The sequence below is a fragment of the Haloarcula sp. Atlit-7R genome, from assembly GCF_003666065.1.
Classification (GTDB): Archaea; Halobacteriota; Halobacteria; order Halobacteriales; family Haloarculaceae; genus Haloarcula; species Haloarcula taiwanensis.
This window is the reverse complement of record NZ_QXIK01000002.1, coordinates 175,204-198,518: the sequence shown is the minus strand read 5'-3', so window position 1 is coordinate 198,518 and position 23,315 is coordinate 175,204. Positions and strand designations below refer to the sequence as shown.

The window sequence follows — 23,315 nt, the reverse complement described above, 5'->3', positions numbered from 1 at the left end:
TGGAGGCTGTACGTACTGGTCCGGTCGACCCGTGGTTGCACCGCTATCACTGGGTCGTGTGTCCTGTCCGTTCGCTGACGACAGAGAGGACACTGGTTCGATATCACTACATGTATATACGGTTGTTATCCGTATAAGTAGACTACCAAACTGCTTCGGGAACCACGTCAGGAGTCCGCTGTCGAGAGAGGGGTTCAAAAGCACGGGTTACCAGTTTTCGAACACTTCTTCCAGTAACTTTCGCTCACCAGCACGGAGGTGCTGGTGAAATGTCGATGGGCAGATGTCCATCGACTCGGCCAGTTGCTCGCCGGACACGTCCCGCGGCCAGTCGAAGAAGCCGCCCAGGAACCCCTTCCGGAGCGCCGTTAGCTGGCGATTAGTCAGTCGGTCCTCGACGTTTGCGATGAACGCCTGCCGGGAGACCGGTGGTTCGTCCCGTTCCCGCACGGAAAGTAGTTCTGTCTCCGGATACCGGCTGCGGACCTGCTCGACCACGCTCCGAGTTTCCATCGATGCCGGAAGCGCGACAGTGACCGTCGCCTGCCCGGGTTCGACCAAGATGTCGCCCGTCTGGGCCCCGCGGTCGGCGACAACGGAGACGACCGGCGGGTCCGAGACAGTGAACTCGAACAGTGCCGATGAGTCGGCCGTCGAAACGTGCGAGACACCCGAGACGTGTGGGTGGTCAGCGGCGACGGCGCAGACCGCTGAGGGGTCGTCCGTCTCGACGAGGAAGAACATCACCGTCTCCTCGCCGTCGGGAACGCTCCCGCCGTACTCCATCGAGCAGCCGAGTTCGCTCGCCACGTCGATGTAGAAGACGTCCGGGTCGGTGACCTGCAGTTCGAGTTCGGTAACGTTGTCGGCGGTCAGCAGTCGGCTGGTCTCGCGGGCGTCGATAGCCGCAGCGGTCGCCCGGCCGATGGTCCCCAGTACGGCCTGCTCTCGGGGGTCGAACACGTCGTCGCTGTCGGCGTAGACAGTGAGGACGCCGTACAGCGACTCGCCGGAAACGAGCGGGACTGCCGCGACCGATGCCACATCGGAGTCGGCGAGCCGGCTGTGTTGCTCGTCGATGTCGCCGGTCACCACCTGCATCTCCTCGGTTCGGGCCGCCTCCGCAACCGGGTCGTCGGCGTCCAGCGGGATGGACAGCGTTGTCGGGTGGTCGGCGGAGAGCGCCGTCGACGACAGCGTCTCATCGCGCAGGTCGAGTTCAGACACCCAGGCGAACTGGTAGGAGTCGACTTCGGCCAGCCGGTCACAGACGGTCTGCTGGATAGCCTCGCGCGAATCAACGGTCAGTACGTCGCCCATCACCGCTTTCAACAGCCCGTCGACCCGGTCGACGAGCTGTTTGAGGTTCTGTCGTTCGGCTTTGAGCTCCTCGCTCCGTCGCTCGGCTGCCAGTTCGGCGAGCTTCCGCTGGGTGATGTCGATGTGTGCAACGACGGCGCTCCCGGCTTCGTCGTCGGGTAACGGTGCGACCCGCATCAGAAACCACTGTTTCTCTTCGGGAGAATGGCACGGGTACTCCATCGTGAACAGGTCCTGCTCACCGTCGATGACCGATTCGATGCCGCCGACTGCCTGTCCGGCGTATTCGTCCGCGTCGACATCAGTTGTCGTGAAGTAGTTCGTCCCCTCCATCTCCCCGTCCTCGTCGCCCGCGAACTCCCGCCAGGCGCGGTTGGTGAACAGGATCGTTCCCTCGTCGTCGAGGACAGCGATATTGATGGGTAGCGTGTCCAACGTCGAGTGAGCGAGTGTCTCTGGTGGCTTCATTCAGTGTCCCTGGCTCGGAATAGCCGATACCCTGTGTAATAGCGGCTGGTGAATAAACGTGTGGCCCGAAAACGGGGGACTGTTGCCTGTGCGAAAACCTCTAAACGCTATCGCCCGCAACCCGTAGGTATGTTCGGGTCCCGGAATTCCCGGGGAGAGTCGGTCACCTGCATCGCGTGTGGGGAGTCCATCTTACGATCCGAGGCCCGCGAGTACGACAAACACGGCGACCGGTGGGACCGCCGGGACAAGACGTTCGAACACCTCTGTAAAGCCTGTTTTGCCGAGCTGTGCCAGCAACCACGGGATGGCCTCGAAACGACGCTTGATGCCGCCGGAGCGGGCGAGGCCGATCAAGAGACGTTCCTGAAACGGTTCCGGGAACTCTCCGAGGGCGACGCTCGCAGGGAATGAGACGGGGGAGTTGCGGTCTAGTCCCACCCCGACAGCCCTAACTACGCCCTGTTCGTACCGGGTGACATGACTACAGAGGACGCGCAGGCGGCCGCCGGGACCGCCGAAGGGCAAGGCCCCGTCGAAATCGACCCGGAGATGGCCCGACACTTAGAAAACAAGCGCGAAGAACTGTTCGAGAAGTTCGGCATCCCCGACGAGTTTCCGCCCGAGGTACTTGAGGAGGCCAAAGAGCGAACGCAGGACGTGCAGGCCGAAATCGAGGACGAGGTCGACGAGCGCCGGGACCTCCGAGAGATGACGACCTGGACGACAGACCCCATTGACGCCCAGGACTTCGACGACGCCATCTCCATCGAGGAGCGCGAGGACGAAATCGTCCTCTGGGTCCACATCGCCGACGTGACTCACTACGTCAACCCCGACACGAAGATGTGGGAGCAGGCCGTCGAGCGCGGGAACACCGTCTACCTCCCGGCCTATACCGTCCACATGCTGCCGCCCGTCCTCGCCGAGACCGTCTGTTCGCTGGTCCCCAACGAGGACCGCCTGGCTCACACCGTCGAGATGCACCTCGACAAGGAGAACCTCGGCTACGAGGAGATAAACATCTACAAGTCCGTCATCCGCTCGGACGCTCGCCTGACCTACACCGAGGCCGAGCGCCTGCTGGACGAGCCCGAGACCGCAGACGACGTGCTGGAAGACCAGAGCGTCGACCTCGCCGAGAAGACCGAGCGCGTCTGGGAACTGGCCGACCGAATGCACGAGCAGCGTAAAGAGGAGGGCTCGCTCGTCCTCAACCCTGCCCGCGACCGCGCTCACACCATCATCGAGGAGTGCATGCTAAAGGCCAATAAGGCCGTCACGCACGAGCTGATGTGGAACCGCGGCGTCGAGGCGATGTACCGCGTCCACCCACAGCCAAGCCCCGACGAGTGGGACGAGGCGCTGGTCGAGATTCAGGAGCTCGACGGCGTCTCCATCCCCGGCGACGCCTGGGACGACCCGCGGAAGGCCGTCAACGCCACGCTCGAACAGGCCCCCGGTCGCCAGCTCGATAAGATCCAGTGGGCCGTGATGAAGGTGATGCCCCGCGCGAAGTACATGAACGACCCCTTCGGCGGCCACCACGCCCTGAACTTCGAGATTTACGGCCACTTCACCTCGCCGATTCGACGCCTCTCGGACCTCATCAACCACTGGATCGTCTACACCAACGACGTGCCCGAGGACCTCGTCGCGCTGTGTGACCGCGCCAGCGACCGCCAGAAGGACGCCGAACAGTGCGAGCGCGAGTACAAGAACTTTCTACAGGAGGTCGGTCTCGATCCGTCTGCTGTCAACAACCGCGGTATCGAAGTGGTCGAGAATCCCGACGCGGGTGACGAAGACGATGCCGACGCGGATGCCGCCGACGCAACGGTCGAAGAGTAACGCCGGCACACTCGCGGGGCGTCCTCGACAACAGGAAGACCTTTTCACAGTCGGTGCGGCACTGCCCGTATGTGCCCTCCAGCACCTGCAATCGTTACCGAGGGGTTGACAAAGCGTTACAGCGGGGTCTCGGCGATAGAAGACCTCGACCTCACAGTCCCGCGCGGGAGCGTCTTCGGCTTTCTCGGCCCCAACGGCGCGGGCAAGACCTCGACGATTCGCATCCTGACGACGTTGACGAACCCGACAAACGGCACTGCCCGAGTCGCGGGCGAGTCAGTCGCCGACCGCGCCGCGGTGGTCGAACACATCGGCTTCCTCCCGGAAGAGCCGCCGCTGTACGACGAACTCACCGGCCGCGAGCAGTTGGAGTACGTCGCCGGCTTGCGCGGGCACGAGGACTGGGACCGCGTGGAGTCACTGCTCGACCGGTTCGACCTCGACGCGGACGCTGACCGGCGCGTCGAGACGTACTCGAAGGGGATGAAACAGAAACTCGGCCTCATTCAGGCACTGTTGCACGATCCCGATGTGCTCTTTCTCGACGAACCCACTTCGGGACTGGACCCGCGGGCGGCCCGGACAGTGCGTGATACCATCGGCGAGGTCGCGGCCGCGGAGACGACAGTGTTCCTCTCGACACACATCCTCCCTGTCGTTGAGGAGTTAGCCGACACCGTTGGCGTCCTGTACGACGGCGACCTTGTCGCAGAGGGGTCGCCCGAGGAACTGACCGGCAGCGTCGCGTCCGGAAGCACGCTCGAAGACGTGTTCCTCGACGTGACCAGCGAGCACCCGGGTGACCGATGAGACGCCCGAACGGGCGGCGGATACGGCTGGTCGCGCGGACGGAACTGCGGCGGACCTGGCGCAAGCTCGTGGGCACGACACGCGGGACGCTCTTGCTGCTCGGCGGGGGAGTGGGTATCATCATCTACAGTCTCGTTATCGGCGTGGGAGCGTTCTTTCTCGGCGGTTTTCTCACCGACAGCAACCCCCAGACGGTCAGGCTTGCGACGACAGCTGGTATCGTCGGGCTGCTCGGACTCGTCGGCTTCTTCACGCTTCAGCATACGGTGAAATCGGCCGGCAAACCGGACGCTGCCGACGGTCTGCTGACGACAGTCCCCTACGAGGACGCGGCGGCCGGGCTGCTCGCTGCCGAGGCTAGTCGAGTAGTGGGCGCACTCACTATCCCGATTCTGGCGCTGGTAGGCGGGCTTGTAGTCGGTGATGGCGGTGTACTCGTCGCTATCGTAGCCCTCGTCGGGTCGGTCGCGGTTACCCTGCTTGGCACGGTCCTCGGCTTCGGTCTGGGGCTAGTAACGAAACTGGTCGCGAACCGTTCGGCCTTCATCGCAAGTCATCGCGCGAGTGTCGGAGCCGCCGTCTCGCTGATCCTGCCGCTTGGCTGGGTCGCGATGACAGCCGTTCCGACGATACAGCTCCGCGTGCTCCGGTTAGCGACCCACTCCCCGCTCTCGTGGCCCGCCGACGTGATCCTGCTCGTGCTGGGGACCGGCGGGAATCCGGTCACTGCCGCCGTCGCCACGGCAGGGATTCTCAGCGCGCTCCCGGCAGGCGCAGTTGCGTGTCTGTGGCTAGCTGCGCAGACCTGGTATGTCGATCCGGTCCAGCCCGACCACGAGTTCGACGCCGACAAGCGAACACTCTCTGACCGGCTGCTGAGAGGACGGATCTCGACGGCAACCCGCGTGGTCGCCCAAAAATCGTGGCTCCGTGCCAGGCGAGCGCCCATCACTGTGCAGTTCGCGATCATGCCGTTTTTCTTCCTGGTGTATCACCTCCAGATCGTCATTCTGGAGCGAGTGGTCCCGCCGACGCTCCCGCTCAGCGCCGGGCTGGCCAGCGCGGCGGCGTTCGGGGCCGCGTTTTCGCTCAATCCACTCGGCGGCGAGGAGGGGGTCCTGCCGCTAACACTGACCGCCAATGTCTCCGGTCGGGCGTTCGTCACCGGACTTGTCCTCGCAGGCGCACTCCCCGGCGTCGTAGTGACGACGCTACTGGTTGTCGGCCTCGGCGTCGCCGCCGGAACACCGCCAGTCACGCTCGCCGTCGGACTCACAGTCGCACTCGTCGCAACCCTGGCCGCACCGGCCATCGCCGTTGGGGCCGGCGTCTTGTTCCCGAAGTTCGAGTCGTCGTCTGTGCAGGGCCACGAAGTAGTGGTTCCGAGCGGCTGGGCGTTCGGGCTGTACTTCCTCGTCCTCGGCGTGGCCGTTGCGCCGGGTAGCGTGACGTACCTGCTCGCCGTCCGTGACCTGTTCTCACTCCCGTTCGACAAAATGTGGCTCCTCGGCGGAGGCGGTATAACGAGCGTCGGAATCGCCGTCGCCGGCGCTGTCGCCGGCTTCCTCTATGCCGCCAACCGCGTCGCGACCTACCGGCTCGACTAGCAGATCGGCTTCGGGTCCAGTCCCATCCCCTCCAGCGTTTCTGCGTAGTCGGCGTACGCCGCTCCGATAGCATCCGTCGCGGCCGCCGCTGCCGTCTCGCGTTCGGCTTCCGAGAGGTGTGCGAGAGCGGTCACCCCGTCGTCAAGTGCTGACGCCTCGTCTCGAATCCCACGAAACATATCGGCTCGCCCCTCGTCCGCCTCGTTGATGAAGAAGCTCACCACCTGCAGGTAGAACCGGTCGGCGACCAGCGGCGCGGCGACGAGGCCGGCCCCAACGCGCCGTGCAGTGCCGCTCACCGTTTCCAGATGGTCGACGAACCCGTCCGGGTCACCGGCGTCTGCGTCGATGCGGTTCGCCCGCTCCATCGCGGCCTCTGCAGCTGCCTCGAACTGCGTCGCTACGTCACTGTCTGTCTCGGCTGCCCACCGGCCGAAGATATCTGCACTCCCTGATTCACGGGTCGCCGCCACCGTGAGGACTGCCTCCGTCTCCAGTGTCGCATCTGTTGCTGCGATAAGCACCTTGTCCGAGCCCAGTCTGTCTCGCTCCGTCTCGGTCTGGTCACGGACAGCGTCGATAGTGGCTTCGGCGTCCATACGTCCGCTGGGCGCGGCAGGGGCTTGAAATCCCCGCCCGATTTATCCACGGGGGAGCGCTACAGTCAGTATGGCCGAAGACTACCCTGACCCGCCGACGGACCCGCCGTCACTATCCGCAACAGCGTTGCAGACGAAACTCGACACCGGCGAATCAGTCCGGTTACTCGACGTTCGTGACCGCGACGAGTACGAGCAGTGGCGGGTTCGCGGCGAGACGGTGACAGCAACACAGCTGCCCTTTGCGAAGTTCCTCCAAGCGAAGGTGACCGGCGAAGTGAACGATATCGTCGACGAGGTAGCCGGCAGCGGCCCGATAACGGTCGTCTGTGGCCGCGGCGAGGCCAGCGCCTTCGTTGCCGGATTGCTCACTGAACACGACATTGAGGCGCAGAACCTCAGCGACGGCATGGAGGGCTGGGCACGGCTCTACGAAGCCCGCGAGATCCCCTGCGACGACGCAACCGTCCTCCAGTACCGTCGTCCGTCGTCGGGCTGTCTCGGCTACATGGTCGTCAGCGACGATTCGGCCGCTGTCATCGACCCGTTGCGGGCGTTCACCGACCGGTATATCGCCGATGCTACTGACCGCGACGCCTCGCTCACCCACGCTATCGACACGCACGTCCACGCCGACCACGTCAGCGGTGTCCGGCGTCTCGCCGAAGAAACCGATGCCAAACCAATTCTTTCCGAACGGGCGGTTGCTCGCGGTGTCGACGACATGACTGCACTGGCCGATGACGAATCGCTTCAGGTCGGGTCAGCCACGCTGGAGCCTCGTCCCCTGCCCGGTCACACGACCGGCATGACTGGCTTCACTATCGGTGACGTGCTTCTGGCCGGCGACAGCATCTTCCTCAACAGTGTCGCCCGCCCGGACCTCGAAGCCGGGGCCGACGGCGCTCGTGACCTCGCCCGCGACCTCCATCGGACGCTGACTGACCGGCTATCGGTACTACCCGATGAAACGCTCGTCGCCCCAGGCCACTACAGCGAGTCGACGATGTCGGCTAACGATGGCACGTTCACAGCCTCGCTGGGCACGCTCCGAAGCCGACTCACAGGATTCGAGATGGACCGTGAGGCGTTCGTCGAGTACGTCTGTGACGACATACCGGCGCGACCCGCCAACTTCGAGCGGATTATCGCGATCAATCTCGGAGCGGAGACGGCCGACGACGACACGGCGTTCGAACTCGAACTCGGCCCGAACAACTGCGCGGCCGCGCCGTTGGACGCGGTGTGATTCACCGTGTGGCAGCAGCGGTTACAGTGGAAGCCGCTTCCGAATCTGGTCGAGGAGCGACTCGTCTTCGTCCGGCAGCGACTCACCCACCACGTCCTCCCCCGGGAGAATGACAGTCCGCTCCCCGTTGTCCTCGACCTCGATGAGGTCGTCCGCCTTGAGAGCGGCGAGCGCGTCCTCAATACGGTCGATATTCTCTTCCGTCCGCGACCGAAGCTCGAAGACAGTCATCCCCTCGTCGCGGCGGTCAGCGAGCGCATCGAGCACCGCAACCTCAGTGTCGTCCCGGTCGCGATACTCCGGCTTCGCTCTCATATGCCCTACTAAAACCGGCTGGGTCTAATCTTTGTCCCTCGGAATTGTGATATACTATCCTGTGCAGTGAACCATCCACCAACAGAACAGACGATATGACTCGCTGCTTCGCGTGCTCGGCGCTGAATTCCGTGCTCGGCGCTTTCGTCTCTACCGGTGACAGTGTGGCTAACTGTCTACCTGTCTGGGTGTCGATGGCATGCGAGCAAAAAAACCAAACATACTCCACCGTTGTTAATCAGTCAACAATTGAAGCCCCTCACTCGTTTGAACTCTCTCGTGTTGTTTCGACGAACGACCGTCGGGGCCCCTGAGAAGCGCGGTCGTCACTGACAGACACTCTGTGACTCACACTACAGATGTGAGAGTGTCGCTACCTACCATTCTCGTGGTACGCTGGTCCCTCTTCGGTGGTAGAGCCATACTTTGCCATGAGAACCCGAATCGACCAGTCATCGGTATAGTACTTGTACGCCCAATTGTACTTGATATACGTCGTCTCAAACACTCCACCATCTTCCGTAACGAACGTTACATTGACCGTATCTGGGATATACGTGTGGTCTCTCTTTGGAAAGTGATCATCATCATTATTGTAGTCCTCTACAATGGCATAGTACTTCCAAAGCGGGTTTAGCCGGTCATTTCGGGTCTTAGTGAAGTTCGTAGTATCTCGCATTTCAACCGTCAGGTGGTATGAGTCATTTGCAGGGAAGGCCTCCATCTCGGCAGAACGGTTTTTTTCATCTGCATTATATAGATATTGCATATTCTCATCAAATTTCTCAAACTTCTGTGCCTTACTGAGGTCGTCTCGGGTAATAGATTCGGTTTCTGTTTCAGGTACCTCGGTAGCTACTGGCGTATTTTTAGCCTCCGTAGGTACGGGCGTTGTAGTCTCGGTATCCTCTGGTGTAGCGACTGGAGTCTGCGCCGACGTGTATGTATCATCTGCTTGTCTATCTCCATCCACGAACGCAGAGCAACCGACCGAAATAATCAAAAGGACAAAAGCGGCTGAGATGGCGATATTTCTAATATTGGACATCATCCCTGAATCTCACTATGAGGTTCTGAATTGTTTATTTCTTTTTCGACAGACGAGAGTGTCAAAATTCCATTCACGATCGGCGTCGGTTCCGGAGCCAGGCCATCTGCTGTCCCACACCGATTTACTCCTCCTGATGACGAGGCAAACACGATCGGATTGCTGAGGAAACTAACATTGGACTGGGTACAGGACGTAGCTGAGTGTTCATTTCCATACTCACTGTCGTTTATCCACATGATGACCGGAGCGAGAACTGATAGTAGGGAAGGACCTGCAGCAGTCGCTAACAGACATCCTGCCCTCTCTCTAAGCTTGCACTTTTGATTCATTCTATTTCTAACTTGCTCGCTATCTATTATAAAATCTAATTCTATAAAATAAGTATGGGAATAAATTACCAAAAACTCCAACCGCCACCGCCATTATCGTCAGTGCTGTCATCATTGCTGCCGTCGCCGTCGTCGTTATCGCCACCAAACCAACCTTCGCCGCCATCGTTACTATTATCATCGCTATCCCCGCCGAGTAGGCCACCAAGGATCCCACCATCATCGTCATCACCGCCACCGTCGTCGTCACTACTGCCATCATCACCGTTGCTATTTTCGCTATCATCGTCGCCCTCTCCACTGCTACTGGCATCGTCGTCCTCGTAAGACCAATCATACTCCTCATCATCGTTACCATCATTTTCTCCGCCTAAGTTATTCGGCACACTAGAGTTCGGACGGGTGCTCCCACCGTTGGGCCTACCTTCACTTCCGTCGTCGTCACTTCTACGATCGGCACTGGCCTCTGATTGAGCAGTTTGTTCTCTCTTTGCGGCCTGTTTTTGCTCATCAATAGTTTCTTCGCTGAACGTGCCCCCATACCCGTCTTCGGAGTACTTGTTCATGTTCTCTTCCTCGATTATCTTGGTGAGTTCATTGTCCACGTACAGCCATAGACCATCCCGGCCGTCAGTATCGACAATGGTATCCTCGATGGTCATGGCGGCACTCGTACAGCCCATGTTTTCGCCGTCAACGTAGTAGTTCCCGCTGCCGCCCGGACAGTTGTTGCCACCAGCGCTGCTACCGGTACCGGACGAGCCGGCCACCTGAATCGACCGGTTAGCGACGCCACGCCCTCCGGCAGCATCGTAGGCGACCGCACGGACGGAGACAGAGCCGGATTCGTTGAATGTATGCGTGATGGTCGAGCTCCCGTTCTCGCCGGCGAGTCGCGTCTGGTTCTGAGCGGTGCCGTTGACGACCCAGGCGAGCGTTCGGAGGTCAGCGTCGCCGGCAGTCACATTGGCAGTCAGGTTCCGCTGGAGGCCAACGGGAACGGCAGATGGGGCCGAAACCGAGACTGACGGCCCGCCGGCGGCCACCACGTCGACATGGAGCGTGTCCGAACGCGACGCCCCGTCGTCATCAGTGACGGCGACAGTGACGTTGTATTGGCCGGTTTCAGCCGGTGAGAACGTCGTCTTGGCACAGGTCAGGCAGTCGGGTGTGCGTGCTGTGCCGTCCGGCGCTTCGATGGTCCACTCGAATGATTCAACTGTGCCATCGGGGTCGCGCGAGCCGTTGGCGTCCAACTGGACCGACGTCCCTCGCTCGACGGACTGGTCCAGTCCGGCGTCAGCAAGCGGTGGCTGGTTCTCGGTCGCCATCGCTGTTCCACAGAGAAGTGCTGAGAGGGCGAGGACCGACACCACGAGCGTCGTCATCCGCTGCATTGGCGTAACGTAGTACCGCTTCCAGTTATAAAATTTCACAAGCTATGCTGAAATTAATGTAGTAGTGTCGCGAAACGGGGTAGCGTTCTGTCACGAGCGGTCGAGCCAACGGGCAGGGTTTAAGTACGCCACGGTGGGAAGTTCTGGCAATGGGTCTCAAATGTTCCGTCCTCGGGCACAAGTACGGTGAGACCACCGTCGAGCGCGAGCGCGAAGAGCAGGGTAGCGAAGTCGTCATCACCATCCAGGAACGGGAGACCTGTGAGCGGTGTGGAAATACGCGAATTGTCTCGGAAAACAAGGAGGTAACGGCTATCGAGACACCGTCGGACATCGCCAGCGACCTCGTCGAAGAAGAGTCCGGATCCGAAAGGCCGGAGACCGAGTCACAGCCGGAAGACGACCCGGCTGAGAGCACAGTCAGTCCCGATGACGAGGAAAGGGAGCGGTCGGACGGCTGGGACAGCGTCGACGACCCGGTCGAAGCGCCGGGGGACGCGGGACTCGACGACGCGGACGACGGGGAGTCGGTCGACCCGTCCGCCGACGACGCCGAGATTATCGACGACGGGGACGACGGCGAGGAGGAGAGCGGCGACGTGGAACTGGACGAGCCGACGACGACGGTCGACGTGCCGGACGCGGAAGGCGAGGAGCCGGTACCCGAAGACGAGACCGACCCCGAGAAAGACGACGGACTCATTCTCGGCGAGGAAGAGGAATCAGAGCCGGCTGGCGACGACCGACAGCCCGGTGAGTGGCCCGATGAGCCGGGAGATGACGGGGACGGCTGGTCGCCGGAGACGATGCCGGTCGACACCGGAACGGACGACGATTCGAGCGTCGAACCGACCAGCGACAGCGCCGTGACGGTTCCGGAGGGCGAGTTTGCCTGTCCAGAGTGTGGCTTCACCACCGAAGTGGAGTCGACATCGTTGCGTGCCGGGGACTTCTGTCCGGAGTGTCACAAGGGGTCACTTATCACCCGTGACGAGGAGTGAACGCAAAGGGTAAGACAGCCCCTCGCAAAAACTCGCCCATGCGAGAGTACAAGATGCGACGGGGCGAGCATCTCGAAGACCGCGTCCCTGACATGGAAGCGTTCGTCGAGGAGTACTTCGGCGAAGTGACCGATACGGAAGAGTACGAAGGCAACGACCTGCTGGTCGTCGACGACCCGGACAACCCCGTGTTCGAGCGGGTCGTCGCGGGCCGCGTCGAGTACGGCTCGAAGAAGGACAAACTCGCGCTGCACATCGACGAGCGGCCCGCGGAGGAGGTCATAGCCGAAGGCAACGTCGATGCGGCCGAAGACGCGGTCGCCATCAAGAACGACTTCCTTGAGGAAGCGACCGACCGCGACGCGAAGGCGCGCCGCGATTCGCTGAAGCGCTCGGTCGAGGACGACGCCGACGCCCCGGACAACGTCTGAGGCCGGTCGTCGGGCGCGAGTCGTGAGTGCCAGCGATACGTGGCTCGTAGCTGCTGGTTCTTCCGGACCGAGTACCGCCATTATCACACAGCGTCAGACGGGCGTCACATCTAAATACGCTTGTGGCATACATTCACATACGCCTCACCCGGAGGCGCTCACAAGTATCCGGGGCACGAGACACCCCTCGTGTTGCCACGGACGCGGATTCCGGGGCAGCCTGTCATAGTTTGTCCGCCCGCCGGAGCGGACCCAATCCGGCATTCGCGGCCAGGTCAGGCATCGAGCCCGCAGCCCAGTTTTACCGGCCACGGAGGGACCCGAGCGACGGCGCTATTCGGCGAGCCCGTAGCCGCGCTTGAACAGCAGGAAGTCGATAGACAACACGACGACGGTTGTCCCGGTCAGGACGGCCAGCGACGTGTTCGGATCGATTTCGGTGACACCGATCATCCCGTAGCGGACGCCGTTCACCATGTATACCATCGGGTTGAGCAACGAGACGCTGCGCCAGAACGCCGGGAGGACTTCCAGCGAGTAAAACACCGCGCCGAAAAACACCAGCGGCCGGAGGATAAACTGGTTCATCACCGTCAGGTAGTCGAAGTCGCTCGCCCAGAGGCCGCCGATAACACCGAGCCCGCCGAACAGCGTGGTAATCACCAGCAGGAACGAGACGAGATACAGGGGGTTGGCGACGGGGACAGACGTGAATATCAGCCCGACGCCGACGATGAGCAAGGACGTGACGATACCACGGAGCGCACTGGCCGAGACGTAGGCGGCCACCATGCTCCGGTTCGACATCGGGGACGTGAGCACGGCCTGGATGTAGTCGTTCCAGCGCCCGTGGAAGATGGTGAAGGAGGCGTTCTCGAAACTGTCCGAGATGGCCCCGAGCACGACAAGTCCCGGCAGGACGAACTGGAGGTAGCTCACGCCCGCGATTTCGCCGATTCGGCTCCCGAGGATGACCCCGAACACGGAGAAATACAGCGCGTTCGTGATAATCGGCGGGAGGAAGGTGTTGTACGGCCGGCGGACGAACCGCAGCACTTCCCGCCGGGCCAGTGTCAGGAACTGCGTCGCGTTCGGGTTCATGCCGACACCTCCGCGTACTCGCGGTCGTCGCGGGTCATGTCGACGAACACCTCTTCGAGCGACGCGCGGCGGATCTCCAGCGAGGTGACGGTGTGGCCCCGGGCTTCGAGTTCGCGCATGATGGCCGGCGCGGTCTGGCTCCCACCCATCGCAGTGACGGCCAGCCCCTCGTCGGTCAGTTCCACGTCCGTGATGCCCTCAACGTCGAGTCGCGGGGCCGTCCGCGGGGTCTCGGCGAGTTCGAGGACGATCGTGTCCGTGCCGCGGGCCATCAGGTCGTCGGGGGTCGCCACCTCGACTTTCCGCCCGTCGTCCATAATCGCGACCCGGTCACAGAGCCGCTCGGCCTCCTCGATGTAGTGGGTCGTCAGCAGAATCGTCGTCCCGGCGTCGTTCATCCGGTTGATAATCTCCCAGAGGTCGTGGCGGAGCTGGACGTCGACCCCCGCCGTCGGCTCGTCGAGGATGAGCAGGTCCGGGTTCGAGACGAGTGCGCGGGCGAGGACGAACCGCCGTTTCATCCCGCCGGAGAGCCAGTCGAAGCGCGTGTCGCGCTTGTCCCAGATGCCGACGGTCTTCAGCGCGTCCTCGGCCCGCTCTCTGGCCTCGGCCCGGCTGATACCGTGGTAGCCCGCCTTGTGTTCCAGTACCTCGATGATGGGAAAAAAGCGGTCGACGTTGAACTCCTGTGGTGCGACGCCGATACGGTCGCGGACCTCGCGGTAGTCGTCCTCCACGTCGAAGCCAAACACCTCCGCGGTTCCCCCGTCCTTGTGGACGAGGCCGACCAGCGTGTTGATGAACGTCGTCTTGCCGGCCCCGTTCGGGCCGAGCAGGCCGAAGAACTCGCCTTGCTCGACTGTCAGTTCCAGGTCGTCGAGTGCCTGGACATCGCCGTAGCGCTTCTGTAACCCGCTAGCGCGTATCGCCGGTTCAGTCATTGCCGCCCTTAGCGTGGCGACACCGAAAAACGCATTGAAGCCCCCGAAAACCGGCAGTTAGACTGAGATAAGCTGACAAGGTCGACCGAACAGCGAGGTCCCGTCGACCGGACTAGCACACTCCTATCGGCCGAGTCGTTCCCGAGAGATGCCGACGCCAGCCGGCGTGATGATGAGCTGGTCGTCGTCCTTCTGGACGATGTCGCCGCCGACCTCGTTGGCGACCTGCTTGAGCTCGTCGCTGATGTGTTCCATCGTGCGGTCCTGTGTGGAGTGGCGCGTGATATCCGCGACGACCACGTCGCCGTCGTAGACGGCGTCTTTGATCTCGATGACGTCCTGCTTGTCACTGATGCGGGCGATACGGACCTGACGTTCGAGTTCCGTCCCGGTCATCTCGAATTCGTTCGCGTTCAGTTCGACGTAATCCTCGGTGTTCCGAGAGGACCCAGACTCCCCGAGGATCTTGCTCATCAGTCCCATGTCACTCACGGCGTTCGCTACCCGTTTCAACTTTTCGTCCATCGAACGTATCGCCACAGCACACCCTGATCGGCCGTGGTGACGACCGAGAACGACGTGGGCTGCACAAAACGTTATTTAGGTGATGGAACGAACACTGACACCGATGCGCCTGCCCTCCATCAGGTCAACGCCCAGTACCGTCGCAGCCGTCGGTGGCATCCTCTATGCCATCGGCGTACTGTCGTGGCTGTTTGCGAACGGCGTCCACTTTTTGTCACACGACACGGCGACCCTTGCGTTCGGGGCCAGCTATGCCGCCGTCGGGATGTTCCTCACGGGTGCCGTCCCGCTGTATCTCTGTAGTCGTCTTTCGCTCGTCACGCCGGTGCTTGTGACGTTCTGGCTACTCGGCAACACGGTGGTTGAATGGCTCTACGGGACGCATCTCCACCCGCTGTCGTCGTATCTCACCGTCTGGCCCCTGTTGCTCGGCGTTGCCGTGGGCGCTGGCGTGGCCGAAGCGCTCCTCAGAGTTACGTTAGACCGTGACTTCGACCGGTTCGGGCTCCGGCCGCTGGTGTGACTGAAGCGAGTACAGAACTGCCCTACACCGAAAACTCAAACAGATCGTCGCCGACGTGGTGGAGCGACTTGACGACTTGCCCGCTGTCGCCGACCATATCGTCGCCGTCGGTCTGCGCGCGGCCGACAGCGAGGAACTTCCCGTGGGACTCCTCGTTGATGACGACCAAATCGCCCTCACTGATGTCGTCGTCGGCCTCGGTGATGCCCGGCCGCATGATGTCCGCGCCGTCTGAGACAAAGGAGACGGCCCCGGCGTCGACGGTGACGACGTGTTTCTCGGGCGGGTGCTGGTTGGCGCCCTGTACTGTGAGGAACGGCTCTTTCTCGGCGGCTTCGCCGCCTCCATCCGAGGGACGGGGTCCCTCGCGATCTAGGTAGAGGACGAGCGGGTCGCCGTCGACGAGGACGACGTCCCAGTCGCTGTCGTCGAACTCGACCTTCTCGAAGCTATCCGCGTCGAGTTCGACACCGAGATTCTCCGACAGCGCCGTCGTGATGGTGTCAACCTCGTCCGAACGGAGGTGGTGTCGCGACTTGACTTCCATGCCCGCGTCTCGTCGGCGACAGAGGGTAAGCGTAACGAAGCGTGCGAGGCGGCGGACGCAGGTTTTTGTCCGCGCGGACCAAGGTCGGAGTATGCGAGTCGTCACGCTCCTGCCCTCGGCGACGGAGATCGTCTACGCGCTCGGTGTCGAGCCGGTCGGTGTCTCACATGAGTGCGACCATCCGCCAGCGGCCCGCGAGAAGCCGTCGGTCAACCGCTCTCGCGTCGACCCGACAGCATCGAGCGGCGAGATAAACGAGCAGGTCGCGGCCGCCGAGGAGAGCGACGGCGTCTACGCCATCGACCGCGAGACACTGGCGGAACTGGAACCCGACCTCATCGTCACCCAGGGCGTCTGTGACGTGTGCGCCGTCGATCACGTGCTGGTCGCCGAGGCCGTCGAGGAACTGGGACTGGACGCCGACGTACTGACACTCGATGTCCACAGCCTCGACGACCTGTTCGACTCCATCCACCGGGTCGGTGCAGCAGTCGGGCGTGACGACCGCGCCGCCGAACTCGTCGCCGACCTCAGGGACCGGGTCGCGGCCGTCGAGACGACGGCAGCACGGGCCAAGACGACACCTCGCGTGGCGGTGCTGGACTGGCTGGACCCGGTGATGGTCGCCGGCCACTGGGTCCCGGAAATGATCGAGACGGCCCGTGGGACCTACGGAATGGAAGCGGCCGGCGCACACTCCCGGCCGCGTGAGTGGACGGCGGTCCGCGAGTACGACCCCGAGGTGCTGGTGGCCGCACCCTGTGGCTTCGACGTGGCACAGACTCGCGAGAACCGTGCCGACCTGACCGACCGCCCCGGCTTCGACGACCTGACGGCCGTCCGCGAGGGCCGGGCGTACGTGATGGACGGCCACCACTACGTCAACCGGTCGGGGCCGCGGCTCGTAGACACGCTTGAGTTCCTGGCGGCACTCGTCCATCCGGACCTGTTCGAGACGCCGCCGCGGGACGCCGTTGTCGAACTCGGGACCGTCCGGGCCTAGGCGGCGGCCGCGGCCAGGCCGACGTAGGTGTTGCCGAGGACGACGACCGCGCCGACGGCGACGACGCCGAGGAGCCAGGCCCGCCACAGCGGGACTCGCTCGACCACGTCGCGACACTCCAGCAGAACGACGCCGACGTAGAGGACGACAGCCATCTTCAGGGCAATCACGAGCAGCGGTTCGTGGATGAGGAGGGTCCGTATCCACGGGTTAGCCTCCAGTCCCGGCCCGGCAAACTGCGCGGCGAACAGCGTCGACAGCGCATCGCCGAAGCCCCAGACGAGCACCAGCGAGAACACCAGTTCGACGTAGCCGGGCTTCTGGAGGCGGACGGAAAAGGGGTGGGGCGCGTGGTCGGGGCGGGACATGTGGGACGTTGTCCCGACTCGTGGCTATCGTGACATAAACCTCGGTTCCGCAGTATCAGCTGTGAGAACGGCACCGGAGCGCGGGCCGGTCAGTCCTCAGCGAGCGAACAGCGGCCCTCGTAGCTGGCGTCGGCGACGCTGGCGATGGCCGGGTCGTCGCCACACACCGGGCAGTCGGGGTTGGCCGCGACGGGGATTTCCTCGAAGGACATCTCGGCGGCGTCGTAGGCGATGAGCCGGCCCTCCAGGGTCTCGCCGTAGTCCATGGCGAGCTTGACGACTTCGGTCGCCTGCATGCAGCCGATGGTGCCCGGCAGGACGCCCAGCACGCCTGCGGTCGCGCAGTCGGGGACAGTTCCCTCCGGCGGCGCTTCGGGGAACAGACAGCGGTAACACGGGCTGTCGCCGGAGAACGTCGTCACCTGCCCCTCGAACTGGAAGATAGCGCCGTGGGAGAACGGCGTGTTCGAGAGCGTGCAGGCGTCGTTGACCAGAAAGCGCGTGGCGAAGTTGTCGGAGGCGTCGACGACGATGTCGTAGTCGGCCACCAGGTCGGCAGCGTTCTCCCGGGCCAGCCGCAGTTCGTGGCGGTCGACGCTCACGTCGGGGTTGAGGCCCGTGACGAACTCCGCGGCGCTGTCGACTTTCGGCCGCCCCACATCGTCGTCGCCGTGAATGACCTGCCGCTGGAGGTTCGACCGCTCGACGGTGTCGTCGTCGACGATACCGAGCCGACCGATACCCGCAGCCGCGAGGTACTGGAGCACCGGCGCGCCGAGGCCGCCGGCCCCGACGACCAGCACGTCGGTGTCGAGCAGTGCGGCCTGGCCCTCTGGCCCGACGTCGTTCATGATGATGTGCCGGGAGTAGCGGTCGAGCTGTTCTGGGTCCAGATCCGGTCGCATACCGGCCGTACGCCACCCGGACGAATAAACGACTGGTTCGACTCGGGTGCTTCGAACTGTATGGCCGAAGTGTGCAGGCTGTTCAGTTGTTGCGCTGGAGGCCCGCGACGAGGTCGTCCATCGCCTGATTGATGTCGGTGAGAAGGTCTGTTTGCTCGTCGGATTCCTCGGCGATATCGGCCGTGCTGTCGGCGATATCCTTGGCTGCGCCCGTGGACTGGTCGATCATACTGGCCACTTCCTCAGTCGAGGCGGCCTGCTGGTCCGTGGCTGTCGCGACCTCCTCGATACCGTTGTTGACCTCGCGGACGGTGTCGTCGATCTCTTCGAGGATTTCGGTCGATTCTTCGACCGTGTCGATTCCCGCGTCAATCTCTTCGTTGCTCTCTTCGAGGCTCTCGACGGCGTTCTCGGTATCGTCTTGGATGCCGTCGATCATCTGCTCGATAGTCGTCGCTTGCTCCTGTGACTCCTCGGCGAGGCTTTTGACTTCGTTTGCGACGACGGCGAACCCTTCGCCCGCCTCACCGGCGCGAGCGGCCTCGATAGACGCGTTCAGCGCCAGCATGTTGGTCTGGTCGGCGATGTCGTTGATGACGTCGACGATTTCGTCGATCTCCTGAACGCTTTGCTGTATCGTCTTGACATCCTCGGCGACGCTGTCGGCCGCCTGCTGAATGTTCTCCATCGCCTCGTGAACGTCGTCGGCGTTCCCCTGCCCGCGCTCGGCGAGTTCCTTCGCTTCGCGGGAGGCCGCGGACACCTCTTCGGAGGAGGAAGCTATCTGTTCGACCGACGCAGAGAGGTTCGACACCTCGTTTGCGATGTCTGTCAGGCTCTCGTACTGTTCGGCGGCCTGTTCGCGGATGTCGGCCGTTTCCTCCGCGATTCCGACCGACGACCCCTCCACCTCGGCCAGCATCGTCTGGATTTCGCTCGCAGCGGTGTGGCTGTAGCCGGCCTCTGTATCGATGTTCTCCGCGACCTCGTCTTCGACGTCCGTTTCGATCCCCGCACCCGTTTGACCCCGTACGTTTTCCGTCGGTCTCTCAGCCATAGTAGTCGCCACAATGTGCGGGGAATATAAAACGAATAGCCCAATAGTATCAGAGTCGATATCTGGAACGACGTTTGTCGACCGTCGTGTCAGCAGTCGTACAGCGAACGGTACTTCTCCTCGGCGTAGTCGAGGAAGTGGTCGGCGGTGAAGGATTCACCAGTCGCTTCTTCAACGAGGTCGTCGGTCCGGTAGCGAGCACCGTGCTGGTGGATGTTCTCGGTGAGCCAGTCGTGGATGGGGTCGAACTCACCGGCCCGGACGTGGTCGTCGAAGCCGTCGATGTCCCCGCGGGCGTGGTGGTCCAGTTGCGCGGCCAGCACCGACCCGAGCGTGTATGTCGGGAAGTAGCCGAAGGCCCCGTTCGTCCAGTGGATGTCCTGCAGACAGCCCTCGGCGTCGGTGTCGGGCCGGACGCCGAGGTACTCCTCCATCTTGTCGTTCCAGACCTGGGGCACTTCGGAGACCTCGAGGTCCCCGCGGATGAGGTCCCGCTCGATTTCGAAGCGGACGATGATGTGCATGTGGTAGGTCAGTTCGTCCGCTTCGACCCGAATGAGGTTGTCGTCGTACACCTCGTTTGCGGCCTCGTAGAACTGGCGGGGCGACGCGTCGGTCCCGAGGTGGTCATTCGCGGTGTCGGCGAAGAAGTCCCAGAAGGGCTCTGAGCGGCCGACGTGGTTCTCCCAAAAGCGCGACTGGGACTCGTGGACCGAGAGGTCGCGGTTGTCGCCGAGCGGCGTGCCGTACGCTTCCTGTGGCAGACCGAGCGTGTAGGTGGCGTGGCCGAACTCGTGGATGGTCGACCCGAGCGCGTCCAGCGGGTCCTCGGGGGTGAAACGGGTGGTGACGCGGGCGTCGAACTGCGTCCCCATCGAGAACGGGTGGGGCGCGGTGTCTAGTCGGCCGCGGTCCCAGTCGTAGCCCAGCGTGTCCAGCGCGGTCTCGACGAGGCCGTGCTGGGTGTCGTCGTCGTAGGTCCCCTCGAACGGGTCCGCGAGGGTCACGTCGCTGTCGGCGATGTCGTCGATGAGCGGGACGAGCGCGTCCCGGAGGTCCGTCAGCACTTCCTCGGCGGTGTCGATGCCGAGGTAGGGCTCGTACTCCTCGAAGAGGACCTCGTAGGGGTCGCGGTCGGGGTCGATGGCCGCGGCGTACTCCCGGCGGAGTTCGACCAGTTCTTCGAGCGTGTCGGCGAAGGCGTCGAAGTCGTCCTCGGCCTTGGCCTCCTTCCAGACCGGCAGGGCGTTCGAAGAGGCCTCCGAGATGCGCTCGACGAGGTCGGCGGGGACCTTCGTCGCCCGCTCGTGGTCCCGGCGGACCTCCCGGACGACGGCTTCCTGTTCGGCGTCGAGGTCGGCGTCGTCGAGTTCGTCCAGCCACTCGGCCAGGTCGTCGTCGGTCAGCAGTTCGTGATGGAGCGTCGAGATGGCGGAGGTCTGTTTCGCCCGGGCCGGCGTCCCGGCGTCGGGCATCATCACCTGCTGGTCCCAGTTCAGGACGCCGCCAGCGTCCTGGACGTAGTGGAGGCGGCGGACGTGATCCAGAAACTGCTCGTACGTGGACTCGGTGTCCTCGCTCGCTGTTGCCATACGGCGGGGTTAGGCCGGCGACGGTAAAGACCCGATGCCGCCGGTAAGGGGTGCACGAGCGAGTAGGGCCTATCAGGGCGACACGGCACAGTCGGCAGTCACTCGGACGGCCACGACTCGGCGACGCGCTCGTAAACCTCGCGGCACCGCTGTAGGACGGCCAGCGACACGCTCTCGTCGGCGGTGTGGGCCTCGCCGGGTTCGGCCGCACCGACGATTACACAGTCCGTTCCGGCCTGTGCGAGCCAGCCGGCGTCGGTCGCGTGCGGTTTGACGACGTGCTCGGGCGTGCTGTCCTGCGCATCAGCGGCGGCGTCCAGCACCCTATCCGCGAAGTCGGCGTCGCCGCAGGCCATCGGCGGGAGGTCCTGGTCGACGCGCCAGGTCACGCCGTCGACGGCCTCGGCGCGGTCGAGCGGCGCGCGCTCGCCGGGGACCGTCCGCTCGTCGACGGTGACCTCGCATCGCTCGGGGATGACGTTCCACGCGGAGCCACCGTCGATTTCCGTGACGGCGACGCTCCCGCTCAACTCGTGGCCCAGCACGGTTGTCTCGGGAAAGTCGAGGTCCCGGACCACGTCGACGGCGTCGGTCGCGCGGTAGATGGCGTTTGCGCCGGCGTCGGGTTCGCTCGCGTGGGCCGCCGCGCCCTCGGCGACCAGCGTCGACCCGCGCCGACCTTTGTGCGCGACGGCCACATCCGTGGTGCCAGGGGCGGAGTAGCCGGTCGACCCCTCGCCGACGACGGCGTAGTCGGGCGCGAAGCCATCCTCGATGGCGGCCTGGCAGCCGACCCCGCCCTGTTCCTCGCCGACGAAGGAGGCAAAGACCAGTTCGCCGGCGGGGTCGGCGTCCCGGAAGGCCAGCATCGCCGCGGCGACACACCCTTTCATGTCCGCCGTGCCCCGACCGTAGAGGCGACCGTCGCGCTGTTCGACGACGTACTCGCCGTCGGCGTCGACCTGTGAGTCGTCCGGCGGGACCACGTCGTGGTGGCCGACGAGGGCGAGCGTGTCGTCGCCCTGCCCCTTGCAGGCCATGACGTTGCCGTGGTCGTCGCGGGTGACTTGCGCATCAGTGTGGTCCCGGAGCCACGTCAGGATGTACTCCCCAGCAGCCGCTTCGTCGTCGTGACTGGGGATCGAAACGAGGGCACGAGTCAGCGACGGCAGCGTGTCCATACCGTGGGTCGGGAACCGGGACAGGAAAAAGTCCGGGGCGGGCAGCGATTGCTTCGACCGTCCGGCGTCCGCGGACCCAGCGAAAGGTGAGCGGCCGCTCTGTCATAAAGCTGTATCTGGACTCAAGCTGGTGGCGGTTTTTCAAAGACGTTCGGCACCGGCTGTCGAACCGAACACCTGTCCGTGTTGAGCGGCAATACTCGGGTAATGCTGGGCTACGCTGCGATGAACCGGACGCTCCGAGAGCGTGACCCGCCCCGCCGGTGCAATCGCGATATGCAAAAAAAGACCTGGGAGTCTGACGGCATCGAGTACGCGGCCACGCTTGCCGAGCAAAACTTCGAGGACCTGCGCGAGATTCTGCTGTGGAACCGCGACCATGGTATCAAGTTCTACCGCTGTAGCTCAAAGCTCGTCCCGTGGAACTCACAGTTCGAACTCACCGCTCTGCCGAACTACGAGCGGATTCAGTCACTGGCACAGGAGTGTGGCGAACTGGTCCAGGACGCCGATATGCGCCTGACGTTTCACCCGAGCCACTGGTGTAAGCTCGCGAGCGAATCCGACGATACTGTTGCCCGCTCTGTCGAGTCGGTCGAGCACCACGGCCGCTGGCTCGACCTGATGGGACTGCCGCGGTCTCCGCGGTATGCGATTAACATCCATATCGGAGCGCACTACGGTGACAAGGCGGCGACAGCCGATCGGTTCTGTGATGTCGTCAGCGACCTCGCGCCGCGGGCTCGCGACCGACTGACTGTCGAAAATGACGACGCCGAGTCGCTGTGGAGCGTACAGGAACTCGTTACGGACGTGGCCAGCCGAGTCGATATCCCCGTGACGTTCGATTACCACCATCACAGCTTCACCGACCGCGGGCTCACGTACCGTGAGGGGTTCGACCTGGCTCGGGACACGTGGGACGGGGTCCGGCCGATCACGCATTACTCCGAGCCGGCACGCCTCGGCCGCGACAGCGATGCGAGCCCACAGGCACACGCCGATCACGTGGCTGCTGTCCCAGGCTGGCTCACCGACCAGTCGGACGTAATGATCGAATCCCACGGCAAGGAACGGTCGTTGTTTCGCCTGCGAGCAGCTGCCGGTGACCACGCGCTACACCCGGTGTGAGCGACACGCTGCC

The 23,315-nt window shown here is 63.4% G+C and carries 24 protein-coding genes; 10 read left to right on the top strand and 14 right to left on the bottom strand.

Going from position 1 to position 23,315, the window contains the following annotated elements; all coding sequences use genetic code 11:
- Positions 1 to 207: 207 nt before the first annotated feature.
- The gene (locus D3D01_RS05025; protein WP_101350917.1) at positions 208 to 1,788 is read right to left on the bottom strand and encodes a bacterio-opsin activator domain-containing protein; all 1,581 of its coding nucleotides are present in this window, start codon (positions 1,786 to 1,788) and stop codon (positions 208 to 210) included.
- Between the two features lie 129 nt (positions 1,789 to 1,917).
- Here D3D01_RS05025 and D3D01_RS05020 point away from each other — a divergent pair, with 129 nt between their 5' ends.
- From D3D01_RS05020 to D3D01_RS05005, 4 genes are all read left to right on the top strand, one after another.
- Positions 1,918 to 2,202, top strand: coding sequence for a hypothetical protein (locus tag D3D01_RS05020; protein ID WP_101350918.1), 285 nt, complete (start codon positions 1,918 to 1,920; stop codon positions 2,200 to 2,202).
- A 66-nt stretch (positions 2,203 to 2,268) separates the two neighbouring features.
- The gene (locus tag D3D01_RS05015; protein WP_121511443.1) at positions 2,269 to 3,639 is read left to right on the top strand and encodes a ribonuclease R family protein; all 1,371 of its coding nucleotides are present in this window, start codon (positions 2,269 to 2,271) and stop codon (positions 3,637 to 3,639) included.
- 69 nt (positions 3,640 to 3,708) lie between these two features.
- On the top strand, positions 3,709 to 4,449 hold the full coding sequence (locus tag D3D01_RS05010; RefSeq protein WP_101350920.1) for an ABC transporter ATP-binding protein: 741 nt from the start codon (positions 3,709 to 3,711) through the stop codon (positions 4,447 to 4,449).
- On the top strand, positions 4,446 to 6,056 hold the full coding sequence (locus D3D01_RS05005) for a hypothetical protein (protein WP_199725369.1): 1,611 nt from the start codon (positions 4,446 to 4,448) through the stop codon (positions 6,054 to 6,056). Before D3D01_RS05010 ends, D3D01_RS05005 begins: the two co-directional genes overlap by 4 nt.
- Here the strand turns inward: D3D01_RS05005 and D3D01_RS05000 are convergent.
- Complete coding sequence (locus D3D01_RS05000; RefSeq protein WP_121511442.1) at positions 6,053 to 6,655, bottom strand: transcription antitermination protein; 603 nt, start codon at positions 6,653 to 6,655, stop codon at positions 6,053 to 6,055. The two genes, D3D01_RS05005 and D3D01_RS05000, sit on opposite strands and share 4 nt — an antisense overlap.
- 70 nt (positions 6,656 to 6,725) lie before the next feature.
- Here D3D01_RS05000 and D3D01_RS04995 point away from each other — a divergent pair, with 70 nt between their 5' ends.
- Positions 6,726 to 7,904 (top strand): MBL fold metallo-hydrolase, encoded by a 1,179-nt coding sequence (locus D3D01_RS04995; RefSeq protein WP_121511441.1) that lies wholly within the window; start codon positions 6,726 to 6,728, stop codon positions 7,902 to 7,904.
- 21 nt (positions 7,905 to 7,925) lie between these two features.
- Here the strand turns inward: D3D01_RS04995 and D3D01_RS04990 are convergent, their stop codons facing one another.
- The 3 genes from D3D01_RS04990 to D3D01_RS04980 all read right to left on the bottom strand — a co-directional run bounded on the left by D3D01_RS04990 (position 7,926) and on the right by D3D01_RS04980 (position 10,996).
- The gene (locus D3D01_RS04990; RefSeq protein ID WP_101350923.1) at positions 7,926 to 8,219 is read right to left on the bottom strand and encodes a DUF6432 family protein; all 294 of its coding nucleotides are present in this window, start codon (positions 8,217 to 8,219) and stop codon (positions 7,926 to 7,928) included.
- A gap of 373 nt (positions 8,220 to 8,592) precedes the next feature.
- Positions 8,593 to 9,267: a hypothetical protein gene (locus D3D01_RS04985; RefSeq protein WP_121511724.1), complete on the bottom strand. Its 675-nt coding sequence runs from the start codon at positions 9,265 to 9,267 to the stop codon at positions 8,593 to 8,595.
- 397 nt (positions 9,268 to 9,664) lie between these two features.
- On the bottom strand, positions 9,665 to 10,996 hold the full coding sequence (locus D3D01_RS04980) for a PKD domain-containing protein (RefSeq protein ID WP_121511440.1): 1,332 nt from the start codon (positions 10,994 to 10,996) through the stop codon (positions 9,665 to 9,667).
- 149 nt (positions 10,997 to 11,145) lie between these two features.
- On the opposite strand from D3D01_RS04980, the gene D3D01_RS04975 reads away from it, so the two are divergent.
- The gene (locus tag D3D01_RS04975; protein ID WP_101350926.1) at positions 11,146 to 11,997 is read left to right on the top strand and encodes a hypothetical protein; all 852 of its coding nucleotides are present in this window, start codon (positions 11,146 to 11,148) and stop codon (positions 11,995 to 11,997) included.
- A gap of 38 nt (positions 11,998 to 12,035) precedes the next feature.
- Positions 12,036 to 12,428: a DUF5611 family protein gene (locus D3D01_RS04970; RefSeq protein ID WP_053967287.1), complete on the top strand. Its 393-nt coding sequence runs from the start codon at positions 12,036 to 12,038 to the stop codon at positions 12,426 to 12,428.
- Between the two features lie 333 nt (positions 12,429 to 12,761).
- On the opposite strand, the gene D3D01_RS04965 is transcribed toward D3D01_RS04970, so the two are convergent.
- The 3 genes from D3D01_RS04965 to sepF all read right to left on the bottom strand — a co-directional run bounded on the left by D3D01_RS04965 (position 12,762) and on the right by sepF (position 14,953).
- On the bottom strand, positions 12,762 to 13,529 hold the full coding sequence (locus D3D01_RS04965) for an ABC transporter permease (RefSeq protein WP_101350927.1): 768 nt from the start codon (positions 13,527 to 13,529) through the stop codon (positions 12,762 to 12,764).
- Complete coding sequence (locus D3D01_RS04960) at positions 13,526 to 14,470, bottom strand: ABC transporter ATP-binding protein (RefSeq protein WP_121511439.1); 945 nt, start codon at positions 14,468 to 14,470, stop codon at positions 13,526 to 13,528. The genes D3D01_RS04965 and D3D01_RS04960 overlap by 4 nt, the downstream gene beginning before the upstream one ends.
- A gap of 123 nt (positions 14,471 to 14,593) precedes the next feature.
- A complete protein-coding gene (gene sepF / locus D3D01_RS04955; protein WP_101351481.1) occupies positions 14,594 to 14,953 on the bottom strand; it encodes a cell division protein SepF in 360 nt (119 codons plus the stop codon).
- A gap of 145 nt (positions 14,954 to 15,098) precedes the next feature.
- On the opposite strand from sepF, the gene D3D01_RS04950 reads away from it, so the two are divergent.
- Entirely contained in the window at positions 15,099 to 15,518 is a 420-nt protein-coding gene (locus D3D01_RS04950; RefSeq protein WP_121511723.1) for a hypothetical protein, read from the top strand.
- Between the two features lie 22 nt (positions 15,519 to 15,540).
- On the opposite strand, the gene D3D01_RS04945 is transcribed toward D3D01_RS04950, so the two are convergent.
- On the bottom strand, positions 15,541 to 16,065 hold the full coding sequence (locus D3D01_RS04945; RefSeq protein ID WP_121511438.1) for an RNA-binding protein: 525 nt from the start codon (positions 16,063 to 16,065) through the stop codon (positions 15,541 to 15,543).
- 91 nt (positions 16,066 to 16,156) lie between these two features.
- Here D3D01_RS04945 and D3D01_RS04940 point away from each other — a divergent pair, with 91 nt between their 5' ends.
- Positions 16,157 to 17,068: a cobalamin-binding protein gene (locus tag D3D01_RS04940; protein WP_121511437.1), complete on the top strand. Its 912-nt coding sequence runs from the start codon at positions 16,157 to 16,159 to the stop codon at positions 17,066 to 17,068.
- On the opposite strand, the gene D3D01_RS04935 is transcribed toward D3D01_RS04940, so the two are convergent.
- The 5 genes from D3D01_RS04935 to D3D01_RS04915 all read right to left on the bottom strand — a co-directional run bounded on the left by D3D01_RS04935 (position 17,065) and on the right by D3D01_RS04915 (position 22,171).
- Entirely contained in the window at positions 17,065 to 17,436 is a 372-nt protein-coding gene (locus D3D01_RS04935; RefSeq protein WP_101350931.1) for a DUF5658 family protein, read from the bottom strand. The genes D3D01_RS04940 and D3D01_RS04935 overlap by 4 nt on opposite strands.
- A gap of 89 nt (positions 17,437 to 17,525) precedes the next feature.
- Positions 17,526 to 18,341: a molybdopterin-synthase adenylyltransferase MoeB gene (locus D3D01_RS04930; protein WP_101350932.1), complete on the bottom strand. Its 816-nt coding sequence runs from the start codon at positions 18,339 to 18,341 to the stop codon at positions 17,526 to 17,528.
- An 82-nt stretch (positions 18,342 to 18,423) separates the two neighbouring features.
- A complete protein-coding gene (locus D3D01_RS04925) occupies positions 18,424 to 19,398 on the bottom strand; it encodes a methyl-accepting chemotaxis protein (protein ID WP_121511436.1) in 975 nt (324 codons plus the stop codon).
- Between the two features lie 89 nt (positions 19,399 to 19,487).
- A complete protein-coding gene (locus D3D01_RS04920) occupies positions 19,488 to 20,990 on the bottom strand; it encodes a carboxypeptidase M32 (protein WP_121511435.1) in 1,503 nt (500 codons plus the stop codon).
- A 98-nt stretch (positions 20,991 to 21,088) separates the two neighbouring features.
- Positions 21,089 to 22,171, bottom strand: coding sequence for a M20 family metallopeptidase (locus D3D01_RS04915; RefSeq protein ID WP_121511434.1), 1,083 nt, complete (start codon positions 22,169 to 22,171; stop codon positions 21,089 to 21,091).
- 207 nt (positions 22,172 to 22,378) lie between these two features.
- On the opposite strand from D3D01_RS04915, the gene uvsE reads away from it, so the two are divergent.
- A complete protein-coding gene (gene uvsE, locus D3D01_RS04910; protein WP_121511433.1) occupies positions 22,379 to 23,302 on the top strand; it encodes a UV DNA damage repair endonuclease UvsE in 924 nt (307 codons plus the stop codon).
- Positions 23,303 to 23,315 lie beyond the last annotated feature (13 nt).

Excerpts from the sequence above, each read along its gene's own strand:
- D3D01_RS05025 (WP_101350917.1), bottom strand. The coding sequence starts at position 1,788 with ATGAAGCCACCAGAGACACTCGCTCACTCGACGTTGGACACGCTACCC.
- D3D01_RS05020 (WP_101350918.1), top strand. The coding sequence starts at position 1,918 with ATGTTCGGGTCCCGGAATTCCCGGGGAGAGTCGGTCACCTGCATCGCG.
- D3D01_RS05015 (WP_121511443.1), top strand. The coding sequence starts at position 2,269 with ATGACTACAGAGGACGCGCAGGCGGCCGCCGGGACCGCCGAAGGGCAA.
- D3D01_RS05010 (WP_101350920.1), top strand. The coding sequence starts at position 3,709 with ATGTGCCCTCCAGCACCTGCAATCGTTACCGAGGGGTTGACAAAGCGT.
- D3D01_RS05005 (WP_199725369.1), top strand. The coding sequence starts at position 4,446 with ATGAGACGCCCGAACGGGCGGCGGATACGGCTGGTCGCGCGGACGGAA.
- D3D01_RS05000 (WP_121511442.1), bottom strand. The coding sequence starts at position 6,655 with ATGGACGCCGAAGCCACTATCGACGCTGTCCGTGACCAGACCGAGACG.
- D3D01_RS04995 (WP_121511441.1), top strand. The coding sequence starts at position 6,726 with ATGGCCGAAGACTACCCTGACCCGCCGACGGACCCGCCGTCACTATCC.
- D3D01_RS04990 (WP_101350923.1), bottom strand. The coding sequence starts at position 8,219 with ATGAGAGCGAAGCCGGAGTATCGCGACCGGGACGACACTGAGGTTGCG.
- D3D01_RS04985 (WP_121511724.1), bottom strand. The coding sequence starts at position 9,267 with ATGTCCAATATTAGAAATATCGCCATCTCAGCCGCTTTTGTCCTTTTG.
- D3D01_RS04980 (WP_121511440.1), bottom strand. The coding sequence starts at position 10,996 with ATGCAGCGGATGACGACGCTCGTGGTGTCGGTCCTCGCCCTCTCAGCA.
- D3D01_RS04975 (WP_101350926.1), top strand. The coding sequence starts at position 11,146 with ATGGGTCTCAAATGTTCCGTCCTCGGGCACAAGTACGGTGAGACCACC.
- D3D01_RS04970 (WP_053967287.1), top strand. The coding sequence starts at position 12,036 with ATGCGAGAGTACAAGATGCGACGGGGCGAGCATCTCGAAGACCGCGTC.
- D3D01_RS04965 (WP_101350927.1), bottom strand. The coding sequence starts at position 13,529 with ATGAACCCGAACGCGACGCAGTTCCTGACACTGGCCCGGCGGGAAGTG.
- D3D01_RS04960 (WP_121511439.1), bottom strand. The coding sequence starts at position 14,470 with ATGACTGAACCGGCGATACGCGCTAGCGGGTTACAGAAGCGCTACGGC.
- sepF (WP_101351481.1), bottom strand. The coding sequence starts at position 14,953 with ATGGGACTGATGAGCAAGATCCTCGGGGAGTCTGGGTCCTCTCGGAAC.
- D3D01_RS04950 (WP_121511723.1), top strand. The coding sequence starts at position 15,099 with ATGCGCCTGCCCTCCATCAGGTCAACGCCCAGTACCGTCGCAGCCGTC.
- D3D01_RS04945 (WP_121511438.1), bottom strand. The coding sequence starts at position 16,065 with ATGGAAGTCAAGTCGCGACACCACCTCCGTTCGGACGAGGTTGACACC.
- D3D01_RS04940 (WP_121511437.1), top strand. The coding sequence starts at position 16,157 with ATGCGAGTCGTCACGCTCCTGCCCTCGGCGACGGAGATCGTCTACGCG.
- D3D01_RS04935 (WP_101350931.1), bottom strand. The coding sequence starts at position 17,436 with ATGTCCCGCCCCGACCACGCGCCCCACCCCTTTTCCGTCCGCCTCCAG.
- D3D01_RS04930 (WP_101350932.1), bottom strand. The coding sequence starts at position 18,341 with ATGCGACCGGATCTGGACCCAGAACAGCTCGACCGCTACTCCCGGCAC.
- D3D01_RS04925 (WP_121511436.1), bottom strand. The coding sequence starts at position 19,398 with ATGGCTGAGAGACCGACGGAAAACGTACGGGGTCAAACGGGTGCGGGG.
- D3D01_RS04920 (WP_121511435.1), bottom strand. The coding sequence starts at position 20,990 with ATGGCAACAGCGAGCGAGGACACCGAGTCCACGTACGAGCAGTTTCTG.
- D3D01_RS04915 (WP_121511434.1), bottom strand. The coding sequence starts at position 22,171 with ATGGACACGCTGCCGTCGCTGACTCGTGCCCTCGTTTCGATCCCCAGT.
- uvsE (WP_121511433.1), top strand. The coding sequence starts at position 22,379 with ATGCTGGGCTACGCTGCGATGAACCGGACGCTCCGAGAGCGTGACCCG.